The organism is Roseburia inulinivorans DSM 16841 (assembly GCF_000174195.1).
GTDB lineage: Bacteria > Bacillota > Clostridia > Lachnospirales > Lachnospiraceae > Roseburia > Roseburia inulinivorans.
In genome coordinates this window covers 19,816-46,220 of the sequence record NZ_ACFY01000170.1, presented here as the reverse complement: position 1 = coordinate 46,220, position 26,405 = coordinate 19,816, and the positions used below count along the sequence as shown (strand labels likewise).

The 26,405-nt window shown below is 39.3% G+C and carries 22 protein-coding genes and 2 pseudogenes; 9 read left to right on the top strand and 15 right to left on the bottom strand.

The features are described from left to right. Positions 1–30: 30 nt before the first annotated feature. The 4 genes and pseudogenes from ROSEINA2194_RS18660 to ROSEINA2194_RS18645 form a co-directional block, all read right to left on the bottom strand. A complete protein-coding gene (locus tag ROSEINA2194_RS18660) occupies positions 31–2,460 on the bottom strand; it encodes a TIM-barrel domain-containing protein (protein WP_007890465.1) in 2,430 nt (809 codons plus the stop codon). 366 nt (positions 2,461–2,826) lie between these two features. Next, a pseudogene (locus tag ROSEINA2194_RS18655) lies at positions 2,827–3,060 on the bottom strand (IS4 family transposase); the annotation flags it as partial. 157 nt (positions 3,061–3,217) lie between these two features. Next, entirely contained in the window at positions 3,218–3,505 is a 288-nt protein-coding gene (locus ROSEINA2194_RS18650; protein WP_007890463.1) for a hypothetical protein, read from the bottom strand. A gap of 245 nt (positions 3,506–3,750) precedes the next feature. Next, positions 3,751–4,806, bottom strand: a complete 1,056-nt coding sequence (locus ROSEINA2194_RS18645; protein WP_007890462.1) for a carbohydrate-binding domain-containing protein — start codon at positions 4,804–4,806, stop codon at positions 3,751–3,753. 211 nt (positions 4,807–5,017) lie between these two features. Here ROSEINA2194_RS18645 and ROSEINA2194_RS19975 point away from each other — a divergent pair, with 211 nt between their 5' ends. The 3 genes from ROSEINA2194_RS19975 (at position 5,018) to ROSEINA2194_RS18625 (ending at position 7,647) form a co-directional block, all read left to right on the top strand. Continuing rightward, entirely contained in the window at positions 5,018–5,539 is a 522-nt protein-coding gene (locus ROSEINA2194_RS19975) for a DUF6431 domain-containing protein (RefSeq protein WP_007890461.1), read from the top strand. Between the two features lie 63 nt (positions 5,540–5,602). Then, on the top strand, positions 5,603–6,847 hold the full coding sequence (locus ROSEINA2194_RS18630; RefSeq protein ID WP_007890460.1) for a DDE-type integrase/transposase/recombinase: 1,245 nt from the start codon (positions 5,603–5,605) through the stop codon (positions 6,845–6,847). After that, on the top strand, positions 6,847–7,647 hold the full coding sequence (locus tag ROSEINA2194_RS18625) for an ExeA family protein (RefSeq protein WP_007890459.1): 801 nt from the start codon (positions 6,847–6,849) through the stop codon (positions 7,645–7,647). Before ROSEINA2194_RS18630 ends, ROSEINA2194_RS18625 begins: the two co-directional genes overlap by 1 nt. 167 nt (positions 7,648–7,814) lie before the next feature. Here ROSEINA2194_RS18625 and ROSEINA2194_RS18620 read toward each other — a convergent pair whose 3' ends face one another. Continuing rightward, positions 7,815–8,498: a hypothetical protein gene (locus ROSEINA2194_RS18620; RefSeq protein ID WP_007890457.1), complete on the bottom strand. Its 684-nt coding sequence runs from the start codon at positions 8,496–8,498 to the stop codon at positions 7,815–7,817. A gap of 291 nt (positions 8,499–8,789) precedes the next feature. Here ROSEINA2194_RS18620 and ROSEINA2194_RS22420 point away from each other — a divergent pair, with 291 nt between their 5' ends. The 6 genes and pseudogenes from ROSEINA2194_RS22420 to ROSEINA2194_RS20740 form a co-directional block, all read left to right on the top strand. Beyond that, complete coding sequence (locus ROSEINA2194_RS22420; RefSeq protein WP_007890456.1) at positions 8,790–8,942, top strand: hypothetical protein; 153 nt, start codon at positions 8,790–8,792, stop codon at positions 8,940–8,942. Positions 8,943–9,055: 113 nt separating this feature from the next. Further along, positions 9,056–9,724 (top strand): response regulator transcription factor, encoded by a 669-nt coding sequence (locus ROSEINA2194_RS18615; RefSeq protein WP_007890455.1) that lies wholly within the window; start codon positions 9,056–9,058, stop codon positions 9,722–9,724. Continuing rightward, a complete protein-coding gene (locus ROSEINA2194_RS18610; RefSeq protein WP_007890454.1) occupies positions 9,721–10,734 on the top strand; it encodes a sensor histidine kinase in 1,014 nt (337 codons plus the stop codon). The genes ROSEINA2194_RS18615 and ROSEINA2194_RS18610 overlap by 4 nt, the downstream gene beginning before the upstream one ends. Before the next feature lie 111 nt (positions 10,735–10,845). Then, positions 10,846–11,613, top strand: a complete 768-nt coding sequence (locus ROSEINA2194_RS18605; protein ID WP_007890453.1) for an ABC transporter ATP-binding protein — start codon at positions 10,846–10,848, stop codon at positions 11,611–11,613. Next, the gene (locus tag ROSEINA2194_RS18600; protein WP_007890452.1) at positions 11,603–13,816 is read left to right on the top strand and encodes an FtsX-like permease family protein; all 2,214 of its coding nucleotides are present in this window, start codon (positions 11,603–11,605) and stop codon (positions 13,814–13,816) included. Before ROSEINA2194_RS18605 ends, ROSEINA2194_RS18600 begins: the two co-directional genes overlap by 11 nt. 15 nt (positions 13,817–13,831) lie before the next feature. Next, positions 13,832–14,020: pseudogene (locus ROSEINA2194_RS20740) on the top strand (DUF4368 domain-containing protein); the annotation flags it as partial. 9 nt (positions 14,021–14,029) lie between these two features. On the opposite strand, the gene ROSEINA2194_RS21410 reads toward ROSEINA2194_RS20740, so the two are convergent. From ROSEINA2194_RS21410 to ROSEINA2194_RS18555, 10 genes are all read right to left on the bottom strand, one after another. Beyond that, positions 14,030–14,170 carry a hypothetical protein gene (locus ROSEINA2194_RS21410; protein ID WP_007890450.1) on the bottom strand — a complete coding sequence of 47 codons (141 nt, stop codon included), beginning with the start codon at positions 14,168–14,170 and terminating at the stop codon, positions 14,030–14,032. Between the two features lie 29 nt (positions 14,171–14,199). After that, on the bottom strand, positions 14,200–15,546 hold the full coding sequence (locus tag ROSEINA2194_RS18595) for an MATE family efflux transporter (RefSeq protein WP_044928905.1): 1,347 nt from the start codon (positions 15,544–15,546) through the stop codon (positions 14,200–14,202). Positions 15,547–15,785: 239 nt separating this feature from the next. Beyond that, complete coding sequence (locus tag ROSEINA2194_RS18590; RefSeq protein ID WP_007890448.1) at positions 15,786–16,865, bottom strand: Fic family protein; 1,080 nt, start codon at positions 16,863–16,865, stop codon at positions 15,786–15,788. 143 nt (positions 16,866–17,008) lie between these two features. After that, entirely contained in the window at positions 17,009–17,674 is a 666-nt protein-coding gene (locus tag ROSEINA2194_RS18585) for a hypothetical protein (protein ID WP_007890447.1), read from the bottom strand. Positions 17,675–17,865: 191 nt separating this feature from the next. Then, positions 17,866–18,465: a TetR/AcrR family transcriptional regulator gene (locus ROSEINA2194_RS18580; protein WP_049888010.1), complete on the bottom strand. Its 600-nt coding sequence runs from the start codon at positions 18,463–18,465 to the stop codon at positions 17,866–17,868. A 71-nt stretch (positions 18,466–18,536) separates the two neighbouring features. Further along, positions 18,537–19,892, bottom strand: a complete 1,356-nt coding sequence (locus tag ROSEINA2194_RS18575; protein ID WP_007890445.1) for an MATE family efflux transporter — start codon at positions 19,890–19,892, stop codon at positions 18,537–18,539. A 92-nt stretch (positions 19,893–19,984) separates the two neighbouring features. After that, a complete protein-coding gene (locus tag ROSEINA2194_RS18570) occupies positions 19,985–22,135 on the bottom strand; it encodes an ABC transporter permease (RefSeq protein WP_172727175.1) in 2,151 nt (716 codons plus the stop codon). Then, complete coding sequence (locus ROSEINA2194_RS18565) at positions 22,039–23,667, bottom strand: ABC transporter permease (RefSeq protein WP_044928902.1); 1,629 nt, start codon at positions 23,665–23,667, stop codon at positions 22,039–22,041. Before ROSEINA2194_RS18565 ends, ROSEINA2194_RS18570 begins: the two co-directional genes overlap by 97 nt. A 9-nt stretch (positions 23,668–23,676) precedes the next feature. After that, on the bottom strand, positions 23,677–24,381 hold the full coding sequence (locus ROSEINA2194_RS18560; RefSeq protein WP_044928899.1) for an ABC transporter ATP-binding protein: 705 nt from the start codon (positions 24,379–24,381) through the stop codon (positions 23,677–23,679). 301 nt (positions 24,382–24,682) lie between these two features. Beyond that, positions 24,683–26,401, bottom strand: coding sequence for a glycoside hydrolase family 13 protein (locus tag ROSEINA2194_RS18555; protein ID WP_007890441.1), 1,719 nt, complete (start codon positions 26,399–26,401; stop codon positions 24,683–24,685). Positions 26,402–26,405 lie beyond the last annotated feature (4 nt).

Sequence of the window (26,405 nt, the reverse complement as noted above, 5' to 3'; positions counted from 1 at the left end):
CCTTTTCTGCAGGCAGCTCCCGCCTGCATCTTATTTATCTATTATCCAGGCATTATCTGCCTTTCGTACACTCCACTGTGTGCCATTTACAAAGCATCTTCTGATCTGAGCCGGAATCCACGCTTTAATGGCTGCCACGTCCATGTCTTTTGTTGTAATCTCCACCACATCATTTTTCAGGACTGCCTGGAAGCTTCCAGTAATGTCGTCATCATAGTAATTCTGACTGATTGAGTCTGTCAGATTCATCCAGATTTCCAGATTCTCAAATTTCTGATCTCCGATATGCATAGGCGCTTCTTTCAATAAAGGAATCATTTTATTTTCTCTGAGATAAAGTGGTATCTCATCAAATACCTGATCTGAAACAATCCATCCTGCTTCTTTTCTTTTGCCACTGTTCAGATCGATCCAGCTTCCCTTTGGCAGATAAATATGCTGGATCTGCTGGTCAAAAACAGGTGCAACTAACATTGCTTCTCCCAGCATATATTGTGTGGAAAGATTTCTGGCATTCAGGTCATTCTGGAATTCCAGAAGCATAGCTCTCATCATTGGAATCCCTTCCATTACGGTTTCATGCGCTGTACTGTAAAAATATGGAACCATTCTATAACGCAGTTTATTTATCTTTAAGAATGCATCCTGTGTTTTCTTTGAAAAATTCCATGGTTCTCTTGGTGACTGTCCATGGCTTCTGCTCAAAGGTGCCATCAATCCCATCTGTACTGAACGGATATACTCATGATCTTCAGGAATTTTTATATTGCCTTCATCGTCTGAATTATAGAAACCTCCTATATCGAATCCCCAAAATGACACACCACTTAGGCCAAGACTCAATCCGCCTTTTAAGATAGATGCAAGGTTGTTCTCTGTTGCGGAAGAATCCCCAGCCCAGTGTGCCGGATATTTCTGGCTTCCTGCATAGCCGCTCCGACACCAGATCAGTCCCTTTTCACCTGTCTCTGCTTTTCCTTCTGCACAGGCTTCATAGACAGTTTTAGAATACAGATATGTATATTTATTATGTCCCTCCAGTCCCCTGCTTCCATCATAAAATACTGCATCTTCCGGTATCTCTTCTGAGAAATCTGTTTTTATAACACCTACACCCATTCTCATCAGGCGTTTTACTCTTTCTTTCAGATATGCAACAAACTCAGGATTTGTAAAGTCCAGTGCTACAATGGCAGTATTGGCGATATCTCCTTCTCCAAGTGGAAATACATATGGGTTCCCGGAATAATCTTTTACGATAAAGTTTCGTTCTCTCATAACTTCTACCAATTTAGATTCTTTTCCAAGAATTGTTTTTCCATTTTCGTCTTTTGCATAAGCCGGAAGATATGGAAACATCCATAAAGACAAATGAATTCCCTTGTCCTTTAGCCACTGGATCATTCCTTCCGGATCCGGAAATCTTTTTTCATCAAAAGCTAGAAGCTCCTTTCCATCTCCTCCACCGATAAAATCAAGCCAGCCGTCAATATGGATCACATCCGCTGACATGCCAAAAGCCTCCATATGTTCTACCGTATCCTGCACTTCCTGTCTTGTAAGATAACTCATTTTGGACATCCAGAATCCAAATGCCCATTTTGGAATCATTGGCGATCTTCCACTGAAAGATGTATATTCTTTCAACAATCCCTTAAAATCCCTGTCACAAAACATATAATAGTCAAGATATGGATCTTCTGCTTCCATCGTGTAGCTTACGCCTGAAGTTGCTCCCATATTAAAGTGATTTCTTGTAAATGTATTCAATAAAATTGAATATCCCATACTGCTCATAAAATATGGCATTGCTTTATATGCCACATCCGCATTCGTAGACTGGGCATCTCTCTGCCATACAGTGATTTTCTGCCCTCTTTTTCCAAAATCTGTAAATTTTTCTCCAAATCCATAAAAATTCTCATCACTATACATATACATAGTTTCAAAGCAGTCAACAACACTTCCGTCTTCTTTTCTGCTGAATCCTAATGGGATTGATTTATATTTAAGTCCTACATCCTGATCCTTGATCTGTTCTTTGGTAAGCTCACTTCCATCAAGATATACAACGATCTGCCATGGGCATTTATATATGTATACCTCCAGTCTTTTTGTGGAAAGTCTAATATACTTATCCATCTCTTCAACTTTTACTTTATTATAAGGATCAAGAGAAAGTACTTCTCTCCTGCAATCTGTCTTACTTCCTTCCGGAACCATCCGCAGACGAAGTGCGCACTCACCGACAAAATTCACCTTAACTCTTGCACTGCTTCCAAGATAAGTTGCTGCTTCAAAAACTGCTCCGTCATCCCCCGGCTCATATGCAGTCATTCTTGTAACAAAGTCCTTCACACCATTTCTTGCATAATGTCCATACCCTACCTGAACATCCAACGGATCGCTGTCACCATGAAGACAATAACCTGTTTTCCCATGATTATCCACCTGTATCATATATAACCCTCCTTTTGATGATTATATTTTACTAATCTTATTTCTGTGGCTCTATAATTTATATATCCTCTATTATCGTTTTTTTTCCTTTTCCCATTCTTCTGTTTTAGTTTTTTATCGCAGCCATTAAATCCGACACATTTTTTGACGTCCTTTTTTTACGGACTTTCTTTCCATTCTGTAAAATACAAAAAGGAAGATATCTGCTGCCCTATGCTGATATCTTCCTAGATATTTTCTTTTAAATTTATTGTTGGATACAACTCATAAAATGCACTTTTTCAAATTTCCTGTCAGTTGCAGCCTGGATTTTTGTCCGCAGTACTCCTTGATATACTCCACAAAATATGGGAGTACAAGTGAGATATCCTTTGCAAAACCAGGAGTGTTTCGACCTGTAATCAGGTTCATGTACATGCTTCTGTTTGAAAAAATAAGCAGAAACAGATACTGGAAGATTTCCGTTACCGGAATCCCTTTCTTTTTGTAGGCGTGGAATACTTTCAAAGCTGAGGATACATGAAATCTTGTAAAAAATCTTTTGATAGATTTCGAAATCTGCTTATCATCTTGGGTCGCTTGTGTTATACTTTTATTCATAGCATGAGCCTCCAGTTTGTAATTGTTTCTGAACAACTCAATTATATCAAAACCAGACGGTTTCATGCTATATTTATGCCAGTTATTATTGAATTTTCAAGGTGCATAGGCACTTATTCAAGTGCGAAGTTTGAGTTTATAAATATTTATTTTTTGCTTATCTTACTTTTTTTCTGATTCCAACTGCGGCCAATGCTCCACAGGAAAGAATGAGAAGTGTGATCCACAAAGCTGCCTGACCGTTATCTCCGGTTTTCGGTGAAACTGCTGTTGTATCTGCTGTCTGAACTTCAAAGTTTGCTGTTGCAACTCCATTTGCAGAAACAATACTAATACTGTGTGATCCGGCTGCCAATGTGCTTAAATACTCCGGTTTCAAAGTGATAATGATACTTCCTTCTGTTGCCGTATAGCAGTCTGCACTGAGTTCTGCGTTATCTACCATAACTTTCTGGAAGTTTGCAAATGCATCGCTGGAACGGAAATAAATTGTATTTCCACTTCCCTGCGTATAGCTGCTGCCTGCACCTTCAATGATGGTTGGTATAACCTGCTGACTGCCCTGTGTGCTTACCGTTGATGTCGAAGCCGGTGTTGATGTTGTTGTAGATTCACCTTGCGTTGTTGACGGTTCACTTGGTGTCGGTGTTGGTTCTGGTGTCGGTGTTGGATTTGGATTGGTATTATTACTTACGAAAGTTGTACCAATCTCACCAGTATATCCTTCTGGTTTTTATTTAATGCTGCGGTAACTCCAGATGCTGTGACAACTGCATTTGGAGATATTGTTATTTTTTTATCACTTTCTAATCCGTAGCTGAGAGTCTCTCCTTTTTCTGCCTTAGCTGCTACAGTTCCTCCACTAATCGTTATATCGCCATTACATTCAATACCACGGCTACTGTTAGTTGCTTCTGCAGCATATGCTGTAATATTACCATTTTTAATAACAATACCATCATATGCAAATATGCCACTTGTACCGGCTGTTGCCTGTGCTTTGGCAATAATTGTACCCTGACTATCAATTTCCAGTTTGCCTAGTACACTAATACCATGACTGGTATCTGCTGTTCCACCTGTTACATCAAGTGTTCCATCTCCTGTTATGGTTAAATTTCCATGAACATATATTCCGCAACTCCATCCATTTGTACTACTGCTGTAAGAACTGCTTATATTTTTTATTCTATTTTCATTTTTAATTATTATGTTCAGGTCTTGTAAGGTTTCGATTTCGATTCCGCTTCCATCACCTTCATAATTAAATCCATCTAAGGTCAGTGTATTTGTCTGATTATCATAACTCCAGCCTGTGCCGGAAGTATTGGCACTGGTAACTTCAACTCCGCCTACCCTTAGCTTGTAAGAGGTTGGCGTGGATGGTGTGGAGCTGCCTCCCGAAGAATTTTTTGGAGAATAAAAAATACCATCTACTCCATCTTTTGTTGTAATTTCATAGTTTTTATCATCGTCAGTGAAAAATGCATCTTTGAATTGTTTTCCTGAATCTGCAAGTGGTATCTCGTTTTTTCCATATGGCTGATAATAACCTACACCTATTTTAGCACCCGTTGTCAGTGGAACAGTCGTGCTCAGATTAATTTTTTCACTACTATTGTAACGATAAATATATAAGTTACTATTTTCTCCATTTGAGTTTTTATTTCCGTAAATTTTTGCACTTCCTCCGATTGTTACATCCGCTCCCTGATATGCTGTTATCCAGCACCCTTGGTGCTCCAAATCATTCTTATATCAGTCAAATTAAATGAAGGTACTGACTCAGATATTCTGATGTTTTTTACAGCAGAGTGTTTGAACCGGTACCTTCTTGTGTTATCATATCAAAGTTACAAGAATAGCAGGTATCTCCCCGACCAAAGTTTGACACCTGCTATCATAACAATCCGATGCACCACTACATCCTTAGACAGGGAGATGCTGCACCAACGCTATGATAACAATTACAGTACCTTTTGACAATCCGTTAAATCTAAAAACTTACGAAAATCTTATCAATACCTTACAGTTCCATCAGTTACAGTGTACCTGTGGCCATTCAGGATGTTTAACCATTCATGGCTACTATCCCCGTTCCCTCAAGAAAGATGATTCTGAAATCACTTTATCTATCTGCAGGGTTAAATGCTCTCACTGTGGTAAAACCCATGCTCTGCTTCCTTCCCAGATTGTGCCTTATTCCCAGGTATCCTTACAGGAGCAGGCTGCTATCATATCTGCTTATGAGGATTCCGGAGATTTTGAACAGATCATGAACAGAACTCCTTCTATTGATGAAAATCTTATTGCCTCCATCACCAAACGCTATATCATGCACTGGATGCAGAAGATCCGTTCCTTTCGGATTGATTTATCCTTCCCATCCCGTCTTGTAAAGCTGTGTTTTTCACTTTTTATGAACCAGTTCATGCAGATAAGACAGACCCCAAACATCTTATTTCTTACACCCACATAGCCTTACAGGAAAACTCTCCCGATCCCCTCTATACTTAAGAAAAAATGAAAGAGAGGACTTCAAATGAAACAGGAATTAGCACAGGATATCGCTTTGATGCGGTATTCCATAATCTCACCACTGATTGTTGGTCTCCCGGATGAGTACAGATCCAAGGAGGCTTACTTTCGTGCGGCCTCTGCACGTGGTGCACTCCATCCAAACGGATCCTTCATCCATCCGGCACCGACATCCATCAAACGCTGGTACCAGCACTATCAAAAGAATGGTTTTGACGCTCTGCTCCCTTCCAGCCGCAGCGACGAGGGAACTTCCAGAAAGATCGACCCTGACCTTGAGGAACAGATCCGATATCTGAAAACAACCTATCCCCGTATGTCTGCAGCTGCTATCTTCCGTCAGCTGTGCACCAATGGATCCACGAACCGTAATGAACTGTCAGAATCCACCGTAAACCGTTTCTTAAACAACCTTGCTTTAAAAGAAAAGACGACAGACAATCAGGATATGCGTCGTTATGAACGTGCCCATGTCAATGAGGTATGGTGCGGTGACAGCAGTGTTGGTCCTTACCTGAAAACAGAAGACGGCAAAAAGCATAAGGTATATGTGATCGCCCTCATTGATGACGCCAGCCGCTACATTGTTGGCATTGATGTCTTTTTCAATGATAACTTCGTCAATCTCATGTCTGTCATGAAATCAGCAGTTGCAAAGTTTGGTGTTCCAAAGTTATTCAACTTCGATAATGGCAGTTCCTATAAGAATAAACAGATGGATCTGCTTGCCGCACGTATCGGGTCTACAGTTCATTATGACCAGCCGTATACGCCAACCCAGAAGGCCAAGGTGGAGCGCTGGTTCCGTACCATGAAAGACCAGTGGATGGCAGGCCTTGATATGAGAGATTTTCACACTCTTGACAAGCTTCGTGGCAGTCTTTATACCTATGTCTCCCAGTATAATCAGAGGATTCACTCTTCCCTAAATGGAAAAAGTCCACAAGAGCGCTACTTTAGCGAGCCGGACTGTTTCCAACGCTTACCGGAAGATAAGATTGACCAGTTATTCTTACTGGAGTTAGAGCGTCGTGTTTCCATTGACTGTGTAGTTACGATTGACCACATCGAGTATGAGGTGGATTACCGTTTTGCAAAACAGCGGATCAGACTCCGTTATTCTCCTGATATGGAATCTATCTATGTCGTTGAAGCAGATGGTACGCTTACCCCGATCCGCCTTTTAAACAAGGTTGAAAACGCGGATATCAAACGTGAAAAACCACGTCTTTATGGAGGTGACGACTAATGGATTATACGATCCGCTATGGTTTGGAATTCAATCCTTTCCTAAAGAATTCCAAAGAAATCTTTGTATCAACAGACGAATCCAAAGAAGTTTTATTCCGGCTGGACTATCTTGCAAAAACAAAGGGCTTTGGACTGCTTACCGGCAGCCCCGGCCGCGGAAAAACAACCGCAATCAGGAAATGGGTACAAACCTTAAATAACTCACAATACAAAGTAGTCTATACCTGTTTTTCCACTTTTAGCCCCAATGATTTTTATCGGAATCTTGCCACGGAACTTGGTGCACAGGCCCACTATCGAAAACCAGATAACTTCCGGGTAATTCAGGAAGAGCTCACAAGGCTCTCTGTAGAGAAAAGGAAAACTCCAGTAATCATCATTGATGAAGCGAACTATATCAGTTCTGCCATTCTGAATGATTTTAAGCTGTTGTTTAACTTTGAGATGGATTCCAGGGATCGTGCTGTTGTTCTCCTGTCAGGACTTCCATCACTTAACGCCACACTTCGCCTGAGTGTGCATGAGCCATTCCGTCAGAGGATCATCATGAATTATGAACTTCCTGCATTTACAAAAGAAGAAGGCAGATCTTATGTCCTCGATAAGCTTCAAAGAGCAGGTGCAACCAGGGCAATCTTTGAAGACGCAGCACTTGAAGCCATCTTAAATGCATCTGATGGAACACCTCGTATCATCAACAATCTATGCAATAGTTGTCTTCTGATTGGAGACTCTAGAAAAAGTGACATGATTACTGCAGAGATCGTCATGCAGGCAATCAATAATAATGAGATTTAGCAGTAAAAGCAGGGCAGCCTGCTTTTACTGTATTTTCCCAGATCTCTTAATCTGCATCATTTTTTATGTCGATCAGATAACTTGCAGATGTTGGTGCAGACAATCTGCGGATGCATAACAAATAAGATCTAAATCAGGTGCATCTAATCTGCATGGAGATGGTGCATCTAATTTGAAGGACAACAATATGCAAATACACCTGCTCCATCCTGATCTTGATAGTCACCAAAATCACAAATATTTTCTGTGATTTCTCCACCAGTCATTATAAATTTACAATTATCAAGAACAACCACTCCAGCGCCGTATCCTGCCTTATTTTCTGAAATCTTACCTCCTCTCATGATAAAAGTTCCATTATAAAAAAGTGCAACTCCACCACCGCGTTTTGTAAAAGTACTATTGCTACGATTTCCAACAATATTGCCGGATTCTAATATTAACGTTCCTCCGCTGACATTAATGCATCCAGCATAGTCTTCATTTGCCCATCCACCAATAATTTTTCCATTTTGTCCTTCACTCGTATCTTTTATTATTAAAGTTCCATCTGTCATCACACTAAATACATTGTCTTGTTGTACATTTAAGTTACGATCAATCGTATATCCATTCAAATCAATGGTCACGTCCCGAGTTACATTAAAACTATAATCACCCGTTCCAGCTGTAATATTACTCGTCAATTGAATGTCGCCACCCTTACTTATTGCATTTTTTAACTCAGTCCACGAACTTACTGTTGTTACCGCATCATCTGCCTTCACTTCCATCACACCCAGTCCTGCAACCATGGTTATGACAAGCATCATACACAGCAATCCTGCTATCCATTTGTTCAACTTTTTCATTCCTTTTTCTCCTTTGCTTTTAATGTAAAAAATTCGTTGTACATGATTACCTGTTTCTAATGTACAACGAATTTCTTTCCAAATGGGCGGATTGTCATGAATCGACCGTAAAATGTATTGAATCGACCATATTTTTTCACTACGTCTGTATTTTATGCTTTACAAGACAGCCGAAGGATATTTACCTAAACAACCCAATAATCGTTAGACACTATCCTCTGGAAGAAAATATAAACTATTGTTTTGTCGGCATCAGAAGAACCGGCAAATCCTACATGATGTATCAGCAAAATGCTCAGCAGCGAAATTGCTTCTACACTGGGCGGCCGTTTTGTCATCATGAATATATATCCTTATTCCTTCTCTGAGTATCTGACTGCAAATGGAAAAGAAAAGAATTATCTGGATACTATCAGCACAAGTGATAATGCTCATGCGCGGTAAAGTAACACACAAGAATTTGATAGACAACCGCCCATTATTCCGTTACTATTCTTCAATATGGATTGAGAAAACCTCTCTGATACAGTATAATAAAGTGTCAGGGAGGTATCTCTATGAAGGAAAAAATACTAATCATTGAAGATGATTTTACGATACAAACACAGCTTAAAACTCTTTTGTCTGGGAATGGATATGAAGTATTTGCAGTTACGGATTTTTCCCAAACAATAGAGCAGTTAAAAGAAGCTGCTCCACATCTGGTTATTCTGGATATAAAACTTCCGTGGAATAACGGTTTTGAAATATGCTCTCAAATTCGCACCTTTTCAGATATTCCGATTGTATTTGTAACAAGCAGCAATACAGATATGGACGAACTTAACAGCATTATGCTGGGTGGAGATGCGTTTATCACAAAGCCTTATAATCCCGCTATTCTTCTTGCTAAAATTGCTGCATTGTTAAAGAAAGCCTACCGTTCCCCTCAAACAGAAATTTATATGTGGAAAGAAGCTACCCTGCATTTGGAGAGTAGCATGATAGAGTACAAAGGACAGAAAGCAGAATTGACAAAGAATGAATTGAAAATCCTCTACTACCTTTTTAAGAACGCTGGAAAAATCTGTTCCAGAAATGATATTGTGGATTTTCTTTGGGACAATCAGCTTTATGTTGATGATAACGCCCTAAGTGTCAATATTACCCGTATTCGCGACAAACTGGCAGCAATCGGACTTGTAGATTTCATTAAAACAAAACACAGGCAAGGATATACATTATGAGTGGAAAACAATATTTGAAAAATCAACTCCCCGTTATTTTAATCAATCTGCTGGGTATGCTTGCCCTTGCTTTGTTCCTGATTGCAAGCGATAATCCTATCCAAACAGTCCTGTTTATTCTTGCAGTCTGGTCGATTGTCCTTGTTTTATCTTTGCTGGCATTTTATTTCTCACGAAAAAAATATCTGAATAAATTGCTCAATATGACGGAGCAATTAGAAGAACGATATTTATTGCCGGAAATCATGCAAGTGCCGGAAAGGGCTGATGAACAGGTTTTTTACCAGATTATGAAAATGGCTGAAAAATCTATGTTGGAACGGATTGGCGAAGTACAGAGGGAACGCAGGGAATATAAAGAATACATTGAACAATGGATACACGAAGTAAAAACACCAATTACAGCCATGAAGCTGCTGTGTGAGAATAACCGTTCTCCCTTTTCCAGAGAGGTATTGGCAGAGTTAGAGAATATCAATCAATATACAGAACAGGCGCTTTACTATGCCCGGAGCGAACACGCTGAAAAAGACTATTCTGTCCGTGAAGTCAATTTATGCGATGTTGTGCATAGTGCAATCGCAGATAATAAGTATCTTTTGCGTCAAAGCAATATGACGATTCAGATAGACGATATAGAAACAAAAGTTTACACCGATGAAAAATGGGTGCGGTTCATCTTAAATCAGATTATCGGTAATGCAATCAAATACCATGCAGAGCAGCCTATTTTGCACTTTGGGGCGACAAAAACGAATGACAAGATTGTGCTATCTATCAGCGATAATGGGATAGGTATTCCTAAAAGTGATTTACCCCGTATTTTTGAAAAAGGATTTACAGGTCAGAATGGGCGAACCGGGAAAAATTCTACTGGAATTGGCTTATATCTTTGCAAGCGTCTATGTGATCAACTGGGAATAGGACTTACTGCTTATTCCGAAAACAGAGGAACAACGATTTCACTTATCTTTCAAATGAATGATTTTATTATCGGAGTGCAGGGCTGATAGGTTCTGCACTTCTTACATTTTTGTAAGAACTGTGTAAGAAAACTTGATACAAAAAATGATATACTCCATTTACAATATGGGTATGGAACAGTTAAGGAGGTTTATCCGATGAATACAATTTTGAAGCTGGAGCATATCCAGAAATATTATGGCAATGAGGGGAATATTACCAAAGCCATTAAAGATATTAGTTTTTCTGTGGAAGCCGGAGAATTTCTCGGAATTATGGGTGCGTCCGGTTCTGGAAAGACAACGCTGCTCAACTGTATTTCTACGATTGATACCGTAAGTGCAGGGCATATTTTTTTAGAGGGAACAGATATAACGGAAATCAACCCAAAATCCCTTGCCCGCTTTCGCAGAGAGAATTTAGGTTTTGTATTTCAAGACTTCAATTTGCTGGATACATTGACAATTTCAGAAAACATTGCACTGGCATTAGCAATCAATAAAGTCCCTGCCGGGAGTGTAGAACCCCGCATTTTGGATATAGCCGGAAAGCTGAATATCAGCGATATTCTAAACAAATATCCTTATCAGGTATCGGGCGGTCAAAAACAGCGTTGTGCCTGTGCAAGAGCAATTATCAACAATCCGAAACTCTTATTGGCAGATGAGCCAACAGGAGCATTAGACAGCCATTCCTCACAAATGCTGCTGTCTACCATTCAAAGTATCAATGAACAGCTTAGGGCGACAATTCTTATGGTAACTCATGACGCTTTTACCGCCAGCTATGCCAGCCGTATTCTTTTTTTGAAAGACGGAGAAATCTTTATGGAACTGCGCAAGGGCAACGACAGCAGAAGTGATTTTTTTGATAAAATTCTGAATGTCCTTACCATGATCGGAGGGGGACAGAGCCATGTATGCTAAACTTGTTTTCAGAAATGCAAAACAGTCTGTAAAAGACTATCTGGTCTACATTGTCACAATGACAATCTGTGTTACCTTGTTTTATGCGTTCTTGTCTATTTCCAGTAGTTATTATAGCCCGGATATAGGCAGCGAGTATGATTTTACTCTGTTAAGTGACGGAATGAAAATTGCAATCTGCATGATAACATTGCTGTTGTTATTTTTGATACGGTTCGTCAATCATTATATGCTAAGACGGAAGCAAAAAGAGTTTGCTGTCCAGTCCATTATGGGAATGGAACAAAAAACCATTGGCAGGATTTTCTTTGCAGAAACACTGATTATGGGTATGTTTTCCATTTTGATTGGTATTTTTTGCGGTGTATTTTGCTCTCAATTCATTACCGCAATGCTCCTTACTGCTTATGGAAAGCCTTATGAAATCTCATGGACATTATTCCCGGATACCGTTTTGTTGACAGTGGTATTTTTTGTGGCAAGTTTTTTTGTGGTAGGAATTTTCAATACCCGTACCATTCAGAAAACAAAAATTATTGATATGCTTTCCGCAGAGAAAGAAAATGAGCCAGAATTGAAAAAGAGCCGATTCATTCCTGTCGTAGTAATTCTATTTTTAATGTTTACTTTATGGGAATTGTTTTCAGGAATACAAAATGTCCGATTTTATTATGACTCCCGCTTTGTTTTCCCGGTGAAAATCATGTATTGGGGAAATATTTTGCTCCCTGTTGTTACATTAGGTTGGGCGGCATTATGGATGTTGAAAAAGAAAAAAATTGCTTTTCAAAAGTTGATTGATGGGCTGCTTATTTGTTCTGTATTGCACGTCTTTTTAGCAGCAAGCGTACCTGCTCTTACCAATCAATACTATCTGCCTTTACATGGTGGAATACTGAATCAATATCTGGTATTTGTATTGATTGATTTACTCTTCTTTATTTGTGCATTGATTTATCTTGCCAGCAGCTTGATTGTAGCATGGAAAGTAAAATCGCCGGAACATAGATACAAGGGAGAAAACCTGTTCTTTTTCGGGCAAATTATATCAAAACTAAATACAACCAGCAAAACAATGACGCTGATTTGTATAACCCTTGTCCTTGCAATCTTCATGTTTATTGCCGCCCCTATTTTGACGGGCTGGGCTTCAGGTTATTTGGATATGCGCTCTATGTATGATGTGCAGGTATATTCAAGATATAATAACGTATATGAAGAAGAAAATCTGCCGCAAGACAGTTATGAAATCATTACTGAGTTTCTGACAGAACACAAAATAGATACAGTTTATGATTGCACGTTCAATCTATATCTGTCAGAGAAAGATGATTTTCACAACAGACAGAAATATGATTTTCCGATTGTGGCAATTTCTTTGAGTGATTATAACACTATACGGGAAATGCTGGGTTACGAACAGATTTCTCTGGAGGAAGATGAATTTACAACACAATGGAAAGCAATCGCCACCGAGGAAGAACGGGATAACTTTTTGAAAGAACACACCAGCATTATGACTGACGCAGGAGAATTGACTCTTTCCGGGCAGTCCTATTATGAGGATCCGATTGGAGAAACAGCGTACAATTCCTATACAAATGTATTGTATGTACTTCCAGACAATATTTGTGAAAAGCTGTTGCCAGTAATAAAAAACCGATATATTACAACAACGGAAAATATCTCCTATGAAAATGCAAGGAAACTGGAAAAACTTTTTACAGAAAAATATCCCGAGCAGGCAGAAACCGGGGCTATTTATGGCGTGCGTTTTAGCACACTGCAAATCAATAGTTCCATAGCAAATAACTTTATTTTACAGACTGCAATGATTTATGGTGCTGTCGTACTGATGGTTATATGTCTTACCGTACTTTCTTTGCAACAACTCTTAGACGCAGGACAATATAAGTATCGTTTCTCTGTACTCCGAAAATTGGGGGTGGAAGAAAAGCATATCGGAAAACTTATCTTGCAACAATTAAGTGTTTGGTTTGGGCTTCCAATTATCACAGCAATCATTGTAGCTGCTGTTGTAATAGCTTACTTTATCCAAACCATATCAGCAGAAATTTCAGCCTATATCGGGTTTGGTGCACTGATGTTACAAATAGGGGCAACAATGGGGATTTTGGCAATTTTATTGATTTGTTACTTCATAAGTACATGGATTATTTTTAGGCGTTCTGTTAATCCATAGTGAGTGCAATTTATAGTGAACGCAGAAAAGTTTATGAATGTTGTCCGGCGGCATACCAGCTTTGAAGAACTTACCCCTACTCTGCTGCGGGAGTTTGTAGAGAAAATCGTTGTGCATGAGTGCAGCTATGACGAGAACAATACCCGCAGACAGGACATTGAGATTTATTATTCTTTTGTTGGCAAGGTGGACTTGCCCGAATAACCGCCCGACCTATCCGACACAATGCGCAAGTAATTGACTTCTATATTCCCGACGTAAAGCTTGCCATTCAGGTATCGCCTCTATGTAAGAAATTTTCTCCTTCTTTTTATCATCTGCACTTTGTGTGTCTTTTTCTGAAATCGTATCCACGTGGAAATACTCCTTCCAATCTATGCAGCCTATGATACAGCACGTTCTGTTTCATCAGTCGGCCATGATTTTCTAAGGGCTGCATAAGAAATCAAAAAGTTTGCAAGCCAGCCTGCAGGTACAGCAAGCCAGACAAATGCAATACCAAAACGTGGTGCAAAAATCAGTGCGACCGATAAACGAATTGCAAGATTTACCATGTTCGCAATAAGGAATGGACGCATAATTCCAAGGCCACGAAGCACCCCATCTGTTGCCATCTTGATACCCATAAAGATAAAGAAATAACCAAGCCATCTCATATAATCACCGGACACCTGATATGCCAGGGCTGTTCCGTCTTTGCCCAGGAATAATGATGAGATCTGAGTATGCAGTGTTTCAATAACTATGAAAGCGAGAGCTGCAAAGCATGTATCTAATAACAATGCCGCACGATAGCCTTTTTTGATACGTGAGGTTTTATTTGCACCAAGATTCTGGGAAACATATGGTGAAACTGCATTACCAATCGATACAAACATCAATGAAAAAACATTCTCTACTCTCATCGTTGCTGCGTAACCTGCAAGTGCCTGTGTACCAAAAGGATTTACAACTGCCTGTACGATCATCATGCCTATTGATACTGTAGACTGTTGAAGAACTGATGGAATAGCAATTCGAAGCATTAATTGTAACTCCTGTCTGTCAAACCATCTATACCGGCACTTATACCGACGCATCCGGTATAGAAAAATCAAAAACGAAAACACTGCGGAAACACCCTGTGCGATGAGCGTTGCAAGAGCTGCACCGAACACACCCATTCCAAGATCCGCTACCATCCAAAGATCCATAAAAATATTCAATACAGATGAAAATATCAGAAGTCCTAACGGAATTTTTGATTCGCCGATTGATGTAAACATGGTAGATAGAATGTTATACATAAAAAGAAACGGAAATCCCACAAAATAGACTTGCAGATACAATACTGCTTCGTCCAGTATATCAGCAGGTGTCTGTAACAAGCTCATCATCAGGCGGGAAAACCCAAATCCAAACGCACCCAGGAGTATGCTTAAAATACAAAAGCTGATCAGTGATGTTGACACAATCGTTTTCATTTTACTGTAATTTCTGGCACCAAAATAGCGGCTCACAAGCACTCCCGCACCTACACCGGCACCAAGTGCTACACATATGAAAACATTCGTAAGTGCCGCACAGGCACCGACTGCTGCCAGTGCAGAAGAACCGACAAACTGACCGACGATAATCGAATCAGCCATATTATAGACTTGCTGAAAAAAGCTGCCCAGAATCATTGGCATTGCGAAAATAGTCAACGCTTTAAGAGGTTTATCTGTTATCAAATATTCATCTTTTGACATTCTTTTACTGCTCCTTCTAAAAAAATCCCATTGCGAGATTGTATGCTTCATCATACATCATATAAAATCAGAAAACAAAAAACGGCTGCCAGCCTTGATTTTACTAGCTATACAACCGTTTTTTGTTTTCCAACTGTCAAAGATGGGAATATAGCATGGTTTCAGGAAAGTTGCAAGGGGACTTGTTCTATACTACTGTGATGCAATACCTAATTAATTTAGGGGAATCATTCTATTTGTTAGAATTCTCTTGTTCCAACAAATACTTCATATATTTTTTGGTATCTATATCCCTTTTTCATTTTTGTTGAGTCAGGAATAATTACATTTAAATCAACTAACTGATTAATAATTTTTGAAACAACATTTGGAGATACCCCAGATAACTCTTGAATCTCTTTTTTAGTAAAAACAATCTGTTTCATGATAACCGGCATTATCTTATAAACAGAATTACCTTTTATTGCTTCAATAGTTTTCATGTCTTCTTTATATATTTCTTTGATTCTATCCAACTTGTAAATATATGCATTACACTGGTCAATAATACATTGTAAGAAGAACTTAATATATCCTGATACATTTCCTCGTCTACATTCCATCAGATTTCTCTGATATGACGGTTTATATAACTCAAGTATCTCTGACATATACAAAATAGGTGTGCTTTGATCCAACATCGCCATTTGTACCGGTATCAAGGCTCTGCCAAGACGTCCGTTTCCATCCTTATACGCATGAATAGTTTCAAACTGCATATGCGATAAGGCAATATTTACCAACAACGGATCCTCAAATTCATCATTCATGTATTCATATAGATTTTTGAGCAATCCATATACCTCTTCAGGAATTGGCGGAACAAATGTTGCGGTATCAATGGTACATCCCCTTGGTCCGATCCAATTTTGTGTAGTTCTTATTTGACCTGGAGTTCGCTGTGATCCACGGACACTATCCAGTATGATCCTATGCATTTCATTGACAAGCTCATAGCTGATCTTATTTCCCACCTGTAAATTTGAAGATGCATATTCTATTGTCTTTTTAAGATTTTGAATTTCTCTGCTATCATCCGTTATTTCCATGTACTTCAGGTAGTACATCTCATCTTGTGAAATCTGGGTACCCTCGATCTGTGTTGATTTATAACTTTCATTCAAAATAACAGAATCCAGGAAGAAACCTGCATCAAATTCCAAAGTGTTTAAAAGAGACTTATATTCCCCATACTTCACATTTGCTTCTGATATCAACATCAGCATTTCTTTATCAATTTTGTATTCTAAAGGCATTTTTTTTGCTTTATATGGCTCCATATCCACACACTCCTTTCATCTACAGTGAAATAATACTACTTTTCCAAAAGAAAATCACTGTTTTTTTTAAATTCAGCGTTTTTATTACTTTATTCACCGTCGATGAACATATGCCCTCTTATTGTTACACAAAAAAGTTTTTCTTAAGCGATCTCTTTGTTCATCGCATTGTAACCGATCACGACTGTCCAGACATATGCACATGTCTTAGGGATCATCAGCATACCGATCATCGGAATGACATCCGCCCACAGCACAACCGGGATATAGAATGCAAAGCTTAAAACGATTGTCAGCCACATAAAGCGGAAAGACTTGTCATTGTTCTCTTTTGCGCTTTTATAGAATAAAACAATGATCAGGATTCCCATCAGTGCAAACGGAATATTACGGTAAATACCCCAGGAAAGCGGAGCTGATGCACTAAGCCAGTTATTCTGTGGCATCATACACAAAATAATTCTTAATCCTGCAAGACTGTAAACAGCTGCTGTCGCTGCATTATGACCTTTGATCTGATAGCGTTCACGCCAGATGTGATAAAGTACAACGTAAAAGATTGTCATCGTTACAGATGTGATCCATTTGCCCAGTCCTAACTGTACAGTAAAGTTCTCAAGACCTGTTGTGCAAAGAGCCAGTGCACGTGGAACCAGATGGAATGCATCTCCACTTCCCAAAAGAACTGCCATAATTCCAAACATAGTAAACTGGCGGTTTCCTTTGCTCTTTCTGATCATTAAAATTCCGATCGTGATTACCGAGATTAAATATACGGTGTCAAATAAAGTTTCTACAATTGCCTGCATGATAAATTTCCTTTCTTATTTTAAAATTTTATATTGAATTACGTTGCACTGCGAAAACAGTCTCAACCTAATTGCAAACATTTAAAAATCACGATATATGAACGCTGTTCATTTTGGTTCAAAAATTTTCCCACTTTCAAAGTGGGAGAATTTCCGTTACTGATCACACACAATGTGAACAATAACTGCTTTTAATATAATGTTTTGTTGATAAGCATTAACACAGAGGACGGATCATAATCCTCGCGGATCACTGATACCAGCATGAGGGAAAACAGGATTTCTGCAAACTGCATTTCTGTAAAATTCTCATCGAATACGCCCGGACGGATCTTATGATCATTTTTTAAAACTTCACATAGTCCATTTAAAATATGTCCCCATGTACGCATCATCCTTTTCTTTCCGTCATCTTTTCCTTCCTTCATGAAAGCAAAGGAATGTAAAGAGAAAAATCCCGGAAACCGCTTATTGCCATATTTGAACCGTTCATAAATCCATGAAATGCAAGTTGTAACATCATGAAATACCTGCTCGTCTTCCGGATGAAAAAAGATTTCCTGCCAGACACTCTCAATGGTAGCACCAAGCAGCTCTGCCTTGGATTCGTAGTAATTATAAATCGTACCGGCTGAAACGGAACATTTCGCTGCAACTGATCTTATGCTTACAGCCGCCCACCCGTTTTCTTTGATCAGCTCCCTGCTGGCAGCCAATATATCTTCTTTTGAAGTAGCAAGACGATTCATAATTTCCCCCTTTGACATTCCGGCATTTCTTTTATTTTTCATATCTGAACGCTGTTCATTTTGAAAATATACACCGTTCATGTTGATTTGTCAATCATTTATTTCTGAGGCCATCACTCAAAATCTCTGGTAATATTCGTAAGCCATTTATTTCTGAAATAGTGAATAAATACCACAGGCATTTTTTCGAACTCGTCCAGTGTCATGACAAAGTATACCCAGACAGGCGGCAGTTTGAAAACATATGCTGCAAGGAAGGTAAGTGGGACTGCAACAAGCCACATAAATATGGTATCTACGATCATTCCAAATCTGGCATCACCGCCACCCCTGAAGCAGCCGCATATAAGACAGGTATTAATACCTTCGCCCACAAAACGCCAGGTTGTCATAATGATAAAAATGCCAAGATAATAAATAGCCGTCTCTGTTAATTTATCCCGGTAGAAATCCAGTATCATAGGACGGATCGCCAGAATAACGACACATCCGATCAGGCTGACAATAAATGTTATTGTAAGCATTCGTTTTCCGTACTCTCTTGCTGTATCAATGCGGTCTTTCCCAAGCTCCTGGCTGACAATGATCGTGGTAGCGTTGGCAAAACCGCGGCAGGCGATAGCACCGATATTTACCACCATAACAGCAACGGCATTTGCTGCAACCATATCATCACCAATATGACCAAGAATTGCAGCAAACGCTGAATTGGCAAAGCTCCAGACAACGTCATTTATCACCGCCGGAGTTGCAATTTTTATAAAGTCCTGTAACAGAATATCTGATTTAGCAAAAAAATATTTTATTCTGAATCTGACGTCCGAACTGCGCAATGAATAAATCAGACAGATCAGCACTTCTGAGATTCTGGCGATCACCGTACCAAGTGCAACACCGGTAACACCGAGTTTTGGAAGGCCAAACAATCCAAAAATAAAGGTTGCATTACAAAATACATTCACACAAAGCGAAACAATATACGTAACCGACGGCAGCATGATTTTTCCGATGCTTCGGAGCGCACTCATAAAAATCTGTGAGAATCCCATGAATACAAATGAAAATGAAATCACCTTCAGATACTCACTTCCTGCAGCGATCGTCTCAGGACTGTTTGTAAAAATCTTCATAATTGCCGTTGGCATAGTAAAGGAGATAACAAAAAATACAAGAGAGATAATCAGGGAAATCCGTTCTGCGAGCCCCAGAATCTTCTCTACCGTCTTTTTATCACCTTTTCCCCAGTATTGGGCACATAAAACCGAAGTACCTGTTGCCATTCCATAATATAAACAAAAAAGAATAAACGTATACTGGTTCGCAAGCGATGAAGCCGACATGGCAGTCTGGCTCACGTAACCAAGCATTACCGTGTCGGCGATGTTTACCAATGTTCCGATCAGATTTTGGAGCATAATCGGAAATGCTAATGTCGATGCATATTTTAAGAAATCTTTTTTATTTAACATACAGTAGTTCTTCCTTAGTTCTTAGTATTCATATATGTCAATTGACTGACCATACGATTATACTGTCTGCAAATAATATACGCAAGCAGAAGTTATTCGACGCTCTTTAATGATTCGATCATATCTATTTTTTTCATTTTCCAATGCATCACGATATTCACAATAATAGAAAAACCGATTGTAAGTAAAATACTATAGATATAACTTTTTGTATAAATCTGCCGGCCAAACATCATAATATCAAGTTCTGCTGTTAAGATGACAAACCGGTGCAGCCATATTCCAAAGAAAATACCAAAAATTGTACCGAGCACTGTCAGCATAATATTTTCCCTGAATACATACATTGATATTTCCCCATCATAAAAGCCAAGCACTTTCAGCGTCGCCAGCTCCCTCTGACGCTCACTGATGTTAATGTTATTTAAATTGTATAAAACAATAAATGCAAGCAGTCCTGCAGACACAACAAGTACATAGGTAACAATATTCATACTTGTGATCATTGATTCTATCCGGTCTGATATTGTACGCGTAAATGTGATTCCTGACACTGCATTGTTATCAAGATATTTTGCCGAAAAATCATTTTCATAAGAAATATCTTCCGGGTCTTTATTTACGACAAATATTTCATCATACTCAATATCTTTCCCAAATAATGACTGGTAGCATTCCGGTGTCATATAAACATAATGGTAATAATAATTTTCCGCAATGTGCATTACCTTAACAGGTTTATAATTTAAGCTTGAAACCTCAAGATAAATATCGTCACCCTCGGATACATCCAGCAAAGTTGCCAGCTTTTCTGAAATGATCACACCTTCATCATCTAACGTGTATTTTTGCCCGGATATACGATTCTGCAAAGATACAAATTCATCTAACTCATCCGCGTCGGATGGGATGAACAAATACGTGCTTTGCTTCTTTTCTCCATTGGCTCCACAACATGCATCAATCGTAGATTCATGACTGAGCATAGCTGCCTTTGTCGTCGACTCCTTAAGAACACTGTCTAAAACTTCCTGTTTCTCTTCATCCGTATCCGCATCGGCCAGTGTCATCTTAACCTGGTATGTATGAATGAAATTATATTGCCTGTCTCCGATCGTCATGATGGAATCTTTTACACCAAATCCAACAAGCAGTAATCCCATACAACCGCCAATGCCAAGTACAGTCATAAACAAACGTTTCTTGTATCGGAACAGATTTCTCACTGCCGCTTTATTGGAAAAATTAAGATGTTTCCATATAAATGTAATTCTCTCCAGAAAAACCCGTTTTCCGATTTTAGGTGCAGCCGGTCTCATCAATTCCGCCGGTGCAGCAAGAAGTTCTTTGTAACATGCCGCAAGCGTGGCAGCCGTGGTACTAACAACCGCAGCGATCATTGAAATCAGAGAATATTTTAAATGGATCGGTGTCACAAAATCTGTCAATGTAACATATGCGATCTTATAGGCATTCATAATGACTGCCGGAAAAATAATCTGTCCGATCAAAGTACCGATCGTGCCGCCTAACATCGTAGCAAGAAATGCATACATGACGTATTTTGCTGCAATACTGGATTTCCTATATCCCAACGCTTTCAGTGTACCGATCTGAACACGTTCTTCTTCCACCATTCTCGTCATCGTTGTCAGACTGACGAGTGCTGCCACAAGGAAAAATATAACCGGAAAAACATTTCCAATATTTCCTATACGTTCTGAATCCTGGGCATATGCAACACAGGTAGTGATATAATTACGGTCGAGTACATACCACTCCGGTACATCAACATCAGCAAGATCTGCTTTCGCCTGGATAATGTCAGCCTTCGCATCTTCAAGCTTTTGATGATTTTCTTCATATTCGGCATCATATTCAGCCTGGCCATCTGTCAGCTTTTGTTCATTTTCTTTGATTTCATTTTTTGCATCTGCCAGTTTCTTCTCATTTTTATTTATCTCTGACTGTGCATCATTTAATTTTTGCTCATTTTCTGCGATTTCGGCTTTCGCTGAATCTAAGGAGGCTTCATTTTCTGCAATAGTGTTTTGTGCAGAAGCTAATTCCTGCTCTTTCGCCGCAATGGTTTGTTTTGACTCGGTTAATACCTGTTTTTGTGCATTAAGCTTCGCCTGATTTGCATTTAATTCTGACAGGTTGTCTTCATATGCCGACATACCTGCCGTGTAGTCTGCCATGCCGCTGTCGTATGTTTTTTCAATGCAGCAAGCTCTGCCCATTTTGCATCTAATGCCTTTTTTCCTTCTTCATAAGCCGCTTCATTTTGTAAAAGCAATGCTTCGTTTTGATCAAATTCAGCAATACCAACCTGCATCGCATCTCTTTGTGTGATCAGAGCCTGCATCTGAGTATTTAATGTCTGCCAGTCTTCGCTGCCCTCAACAAGAAGATCCATCTGTGTCTGCAGATCATTTATTTGTGAATCCATTGTTGCGACAAGCGTTCTGTAACCATCGATCTGCCCACGGTTCGCTTCAAGTTCTGTTCTTGCCTGTTTTAAATCCTCACCGGAAGCATCCAGTTCCGTCTGACTGGCATTTAAAGCATTTTCCATCTGCTCAATCCCTGATTTTAATGTTTCTAATCCGGTTTTTGCATCTGTAAGCTGCCCTGCAGCACTCTCAAGCTGCTTTCTTCCATTGTCTAATTCTGTATTATACGCTGCGATAGAAGCCTCACCATCTGAAATCTGCTGCTTCGCCTGATTGATCTGATTCTGTCCATCTGCAAGCTGTGTTTTTGCGTCTGCCAGTTCCTTTTCACCGTCAGCAACTTTATCCTTAGCTGCATCAAGCTCCTTTTCCCCATCACTGACCTGCGTTTTCGCATCTGCAAGCTCCATCTGGCCTTCTGCAACTTCCTTCTTTGCATCTGCAAGCTGTTCCCATCCATCCTCTAATTCCTCTTTTGCATCTGCAAGTTCTTGTTCACCATCAGAAACCTCTGTCTCAGCTTCAGCTATCGCATCCTGTGCCTCACGTACAACTTCGGCATATCGTATTTCGCATCGATCCCCTGCAATATCTTTGATTTTCTGTGTAACTTCATCAACAGCATCTTCATAAGCATCACTATAACAATCCAATGCTATCGCACCATCAACAAGAACATCGATTTCCGTAAATGCTTCTAGCGTAAAATTATCTTCCGGAATAATCAGAAATCCTGACATGGAACCATTACCAATCGTGCTGGAATCCCTTGTCAGATCAAGATAATATGACGATTTTCCGAATCCGGTGATCGTATATGTCTGCGTATTGACAATGTCTTCAATTGCCTTGTCATCTCCGGAGCTGATTGTGATCTTATCTCCGATTTTATACCCATAATTTTGTTCCAAAAGCCAGTCTGCCAGACATTCTCCGGATTCCTGCGGCATCCTGCCTTCTGTCACAGTGATTTTATTTATATCTGTTGTTTCTGACATTAGCTTGATCACATGCTGCTTTTCATCTTTCTCCGTCAAAACATCATATGTATACACAGGTATCGCAGATTCTACACCTTCAATTGCAGAAATTGCGGTAACATCATCTTCCGTTAATCCTAATGTAGACAGCACTCTGATATCCATTAACTTACTGTCGTCAAAAAAGATATCCGCTGATTCCTGCATATCCGGTTCTGCTGCTTTCACCCCTGCAAAAAAAGCTGTCCCCAGCATAACGATCAGGCAAATAGATATGAATCGATTGTATGTCTTTTTTATGGACATAAAAAATTCTTTGGCCAGTGCTTTCTTTTTCATAGCAATCACCTACCATTCAATCTGTTCAACCGGTGTTGGCTCACTGTTTCGTGTAATATTCCTTACCTGTCCATTTTTAAAGCGGATTACCTGATCTGCCATCGGTGCAATTGCCATATTATGAGTAATTACAACAACTGTCATCCCTTTTTGTCTGCATGTATCCTGAAGTAATTTTAAAATGGCTTTACCTGTCTGATAGTCCAATGCTCCTGTCGGTTCATCACACAAAAGAAGTTTCGGATTCTTTGCAAGTGCCCTTGCAATAGCAACACGCTGCTGTTCCCCTCCGGATAACTGTGCAGGGAAATTCAACATTCTGTCTTGTAATCCGACATCCGTTAAAACTTCTCTCGCATCCAGCGGATCTTTGCATATCTGCAATGCCAGCTCAACATTCTCAAGTGCAGTCAGATTTTGAACAAGATTATAAAACTGAAATACAAACCCTATGTCATCTCTTCTGTATGATGTCAGCTGCCTGCTATTAAACGAGCTGATATCAACACCGTCAACGATAACGTGTCCGCTTGTAGCCTTGTCCATTCCCCCAAGAATATTCAATACAGTTGTTTTTCCGGCACCACTTGGTCCGACAACGACCACAAATTCGCCTTCGTTTATTTCAAAATCCACGCCATCTACAGCATGAATTTCGACTTCTCCCATATGATAGGTTTTTTTCACATTCTGAAACTCTACTAATCTACCCATACGTCTACCTCTGTATATAGTATATTTTGACAGTTTCCTTATATATTCAATAATACCATCTTTTTCAGGTTTATATATAAATAAAAAATAAAGTTTGTCTAAATATATTATATTCGTTTTCTTTCTACATACGATCCTGCAGCTATGTATCATTTATTCTTCTCACAGGCTGCCTTTATGTTCATAAAAAAAGAAAACAGATTCAGATACACTGAAATTATTTTTCAATGTATCTAAACCTGCTTTTATTTAAAGTTTCGAAGCAATCATATACGCAGGCAGAAATCATTCTTAAATATTCTTAAAGTACGATCACTGCGGCATCAAGCCCCTCAACTTTTCCATCAAACGGCTCATCTCGAAGTAAATTATATTTTCCCTCATACTCACTAAAGTTCTTTGCATTACTGCTACAATTAAAAATCAAGGCAATTGTCTCTTCGACATTTTTCCTGATCAGGACAATTGTTTCTTCCTCATCCTTTGTAATTGACCCTATCAGTTCGCCTTCTGAAATGCACGCATGTTTTTTTCGAATCCAAAGCAGCTGTTTATACCATTCATACATCTCTTTGTCCTGATATTCTTCATCCCAGTACATGCCCCGCCTGCAATCCGGATCATTTGCTCCCGGCATAGCAAACTCATCTCCATAATAAATCATAGGCATTCCCGGCAATAACAGCTGAAAAGCCGCTGCCAAATGCTGTTTTTTCTTATTGCCATTACAGAGATGTAAAAATCTTGCTGTATCATGGCTGTCAATCAGATTCCACATAAGGGGATAACATTTTTTATTTAAACGTCCCTTCAAATATCCCAGATTCTGTACAAACTGACTGACGTGGATCTTTTCATCTGCCAGCAGATCGATCATATTCAGATAAAACGGATAGTTCATGACCGTATCCCATTCATCTCCCTCAAGAAAATCTCCTGCATAATGCCAGATTTCTCCAATGATCAGCATATCCTTTTTTACAGCCTTGACCGCTCTTCTAAAATTCTTCCAGAAATAATGACTGATCTCGTCTCCTACATCCATCCGCCATCCGTCAATATCACATTCCTTAATCCAATAGCACGCAACATCCGTAAAGAATTTCTCAACTTCCGGATTTTTCAGATTTAGCTTAGGCATTCCCCCATAGTAGCCAAAACATTTGTAGTTTGGAATCTCTCCTCTTTCACTTTCAAGTGGAAATTTCTCAATATAATACCAGTCCAGATATTTTGATTTTTCTCCCTTTTCCATGATATCCTCAAATGCAAAAAATTCTCTTCCTGTATGGTTGAACACTGCATCCATGACGATTTTCATTCCACGTTTATGAGCTTCCTGCACCAGTTCCCTCAGATCCTCTGTCGTTCCAAATGAAGGATCGATCTGATAATAATCGATGATATCGTACTTATGACTTGAATATGATTTGAAGATAGGTGTCATATACAAAACATCGATTCCCAGATTCTGAACGTGATCCAGATGTTCAATAATTCCTCTGAGATCACCATGCAGATCATCCATAGACGAAATTGGTGCTTTATACCATTGTTCCTTATCTACCTGTTGTGATGCTGCAAAACGGGCCGGAAAAATCTGATACACGACCTTATTTGCTGCCCAGTCCGGCACCTCAAACATTTCCTCTTCCCGAAGATTCTGCGGGCAATCAAACATTCTGTCCCTGTTTGTGATGCATTCCTTATAAAACTCATAATTGCCGTAATATATTTTTTCACCCTGCGTGTCCGTAAATTCAAAATAATATCTGAGACATATCAGATGCATCTGAAGCTGTGCTTCATAATAATCATGAAACTGTGAAGTGGCAATCTTCTTCATCAGAATGGTCTTTTTCGTATCCTTGCGTTCCATTGGTATATACTTATCTTCACAGTGAAGGATAATCTCCTTCATGTCATCTTTTTTAACCTGCACACGTATCACAAACAGATCCTTATCAATTGCGTAACAGAATCTTTTGTCCATGTCATGATAAATTGCTGAATATTCCATAATA

Coding starts and splice junctions, on each gene's coding strand:
- ROSEINA2194_RS18590 (WP_007890448.1), bottom strand. CDS start 16,865: ATGGAGCCATATAAAGCAAAAAAAATGCCTTTAGAATACAAAATTGAT.
- ROSEINA2194_RS18620 (WP_007890457.1), bottom strand. CDS start 8,498: ATGAAAAAGTTGAACAAATGGATAGCAGGATTGCTGTGTATGATGCTT.
- ROSEINA2194_RS18625 (WP_007890459.1), top strand. CDS start 6,847: ATGGATTATACGATCCGCTATGGTTTGGAATTCAATCCTTTCCTAAAG.
- ROSEINA2194_RS18595 (WP_044928905.1), bottom strand. CDS start 15,546: ATGTCAAAAGATGAATATTTGATAACAGATAAACCTCTTAAAGCGTTG.
- ROSEINA2194_RS18610 (WP_007890454.1), top strand. CDS start 9,721: ATGAGTGGAAAACAATATTTGAAAAATCAACTCCCCGTTATTTTAATC.
- ROSEINA2194_RS18585 (WP_007890447.1), bottom strand. CDS start 17,674: ATGCAGGCAATTGTAGAAACTTTATTTGACACCGTATATTTAATCTCG.
- ROSEINA2194_RS19975 (WP_007890461.1), top strand. CDS start 5,018: ATGATAACAATTACAGTACCTTTTGACAATCCGTTAAATCTAAAAACT.
- ROSEINA2194_RS18630 (WP_007890460.1), top strand. CDS start 5,603: ATGAAACAGGAATTAGCACAGGATATCGCTTTGATGCGGTATTCCATA.
- ROSEINA2194_RS18600 (WP_007890452.1), top strand. CDS start 11,603: ATGTATGCTAAACTTGTTTTCAGAAATGCAAAACAGTCTGTAAAAGAC.
- ROSEINA2194_RS18575 (WP_007890445.1), bottom strand. CDS start 19,892: ATGTTAAATAAAAAAGATTTCTTAAAATATGCATCGACATTAGCATTT.
- ROSEINA2194_RS18660 (WP_007890465.1), bottom strand. CDS start 2,460: ATGATACAGGTGGATAATCATGGGAAAACAGGTTATTGTCTTCATGGT.
- ROSEINA2194_RS18650 (WP_007890463.1), bottom strand. CDS start 3,505: ATGGTAGATAACGCAGAACTCAGTGCAGACTGCTATACGGCAACAGAA.
- ROSEINA2194_RS22420 (WP_007890456.1), top strand. CDS start 8,790: ATGCTCAGCAGCGAAATTGCTTCTACACTGGGCGGCCGTTTTGTCATC.
- ROSEINA2194_RS18580 (WP_049888010.1), bottom strand. CDS start 18,465: ATGAAAAATAAAAGAAATGCCGGAATGTCAAAGGGGGAAATTATGAAT.
- ROSEINA2194_RS18570 (WP_172727175.1), bottom strand. CDS start 22,135: ATGGGCAGAGCTTGCTGCATTGAAAAAACATACGACAGCGGCATGGCA.
- ROSEINA2194_RS18555 (WP_007890441.1), bottom strand. CDS start 26,401: ATGGAATATTCAGCAATTTATCATGACATGGACAAAAGATTCTGTTAC.
- ROSEINA2194_RS18605 (WP_007890453.1), top strand. CDS start 10,846: ATGAATACAATTTTGAAGCTGGAGCATATCCAGAAATATTATGGCAAT.
- ROSEINA2194_RS18615 (WP_007890455.1), top strand. CDS start 9,056: ATGAAGGAAAAAATACTAATCATTGAAGATGATTTTACGATACAAACA.
- ROSEINA2194_RS18560 (WP_044928899.1), bottom strand. CDS start 24,381: ATGGGTAGATTAGTAGAGTTTCAGAATGTGAAAAAAACCTATCATATG.
- ROSEINA2194_RS18565 (WP_044928902.1), bottom strand. CDS start 23,667: ATGAAAAAGAAAGCACTGGCCAAAGAATTTTTTATGTCCATAAAAAAG.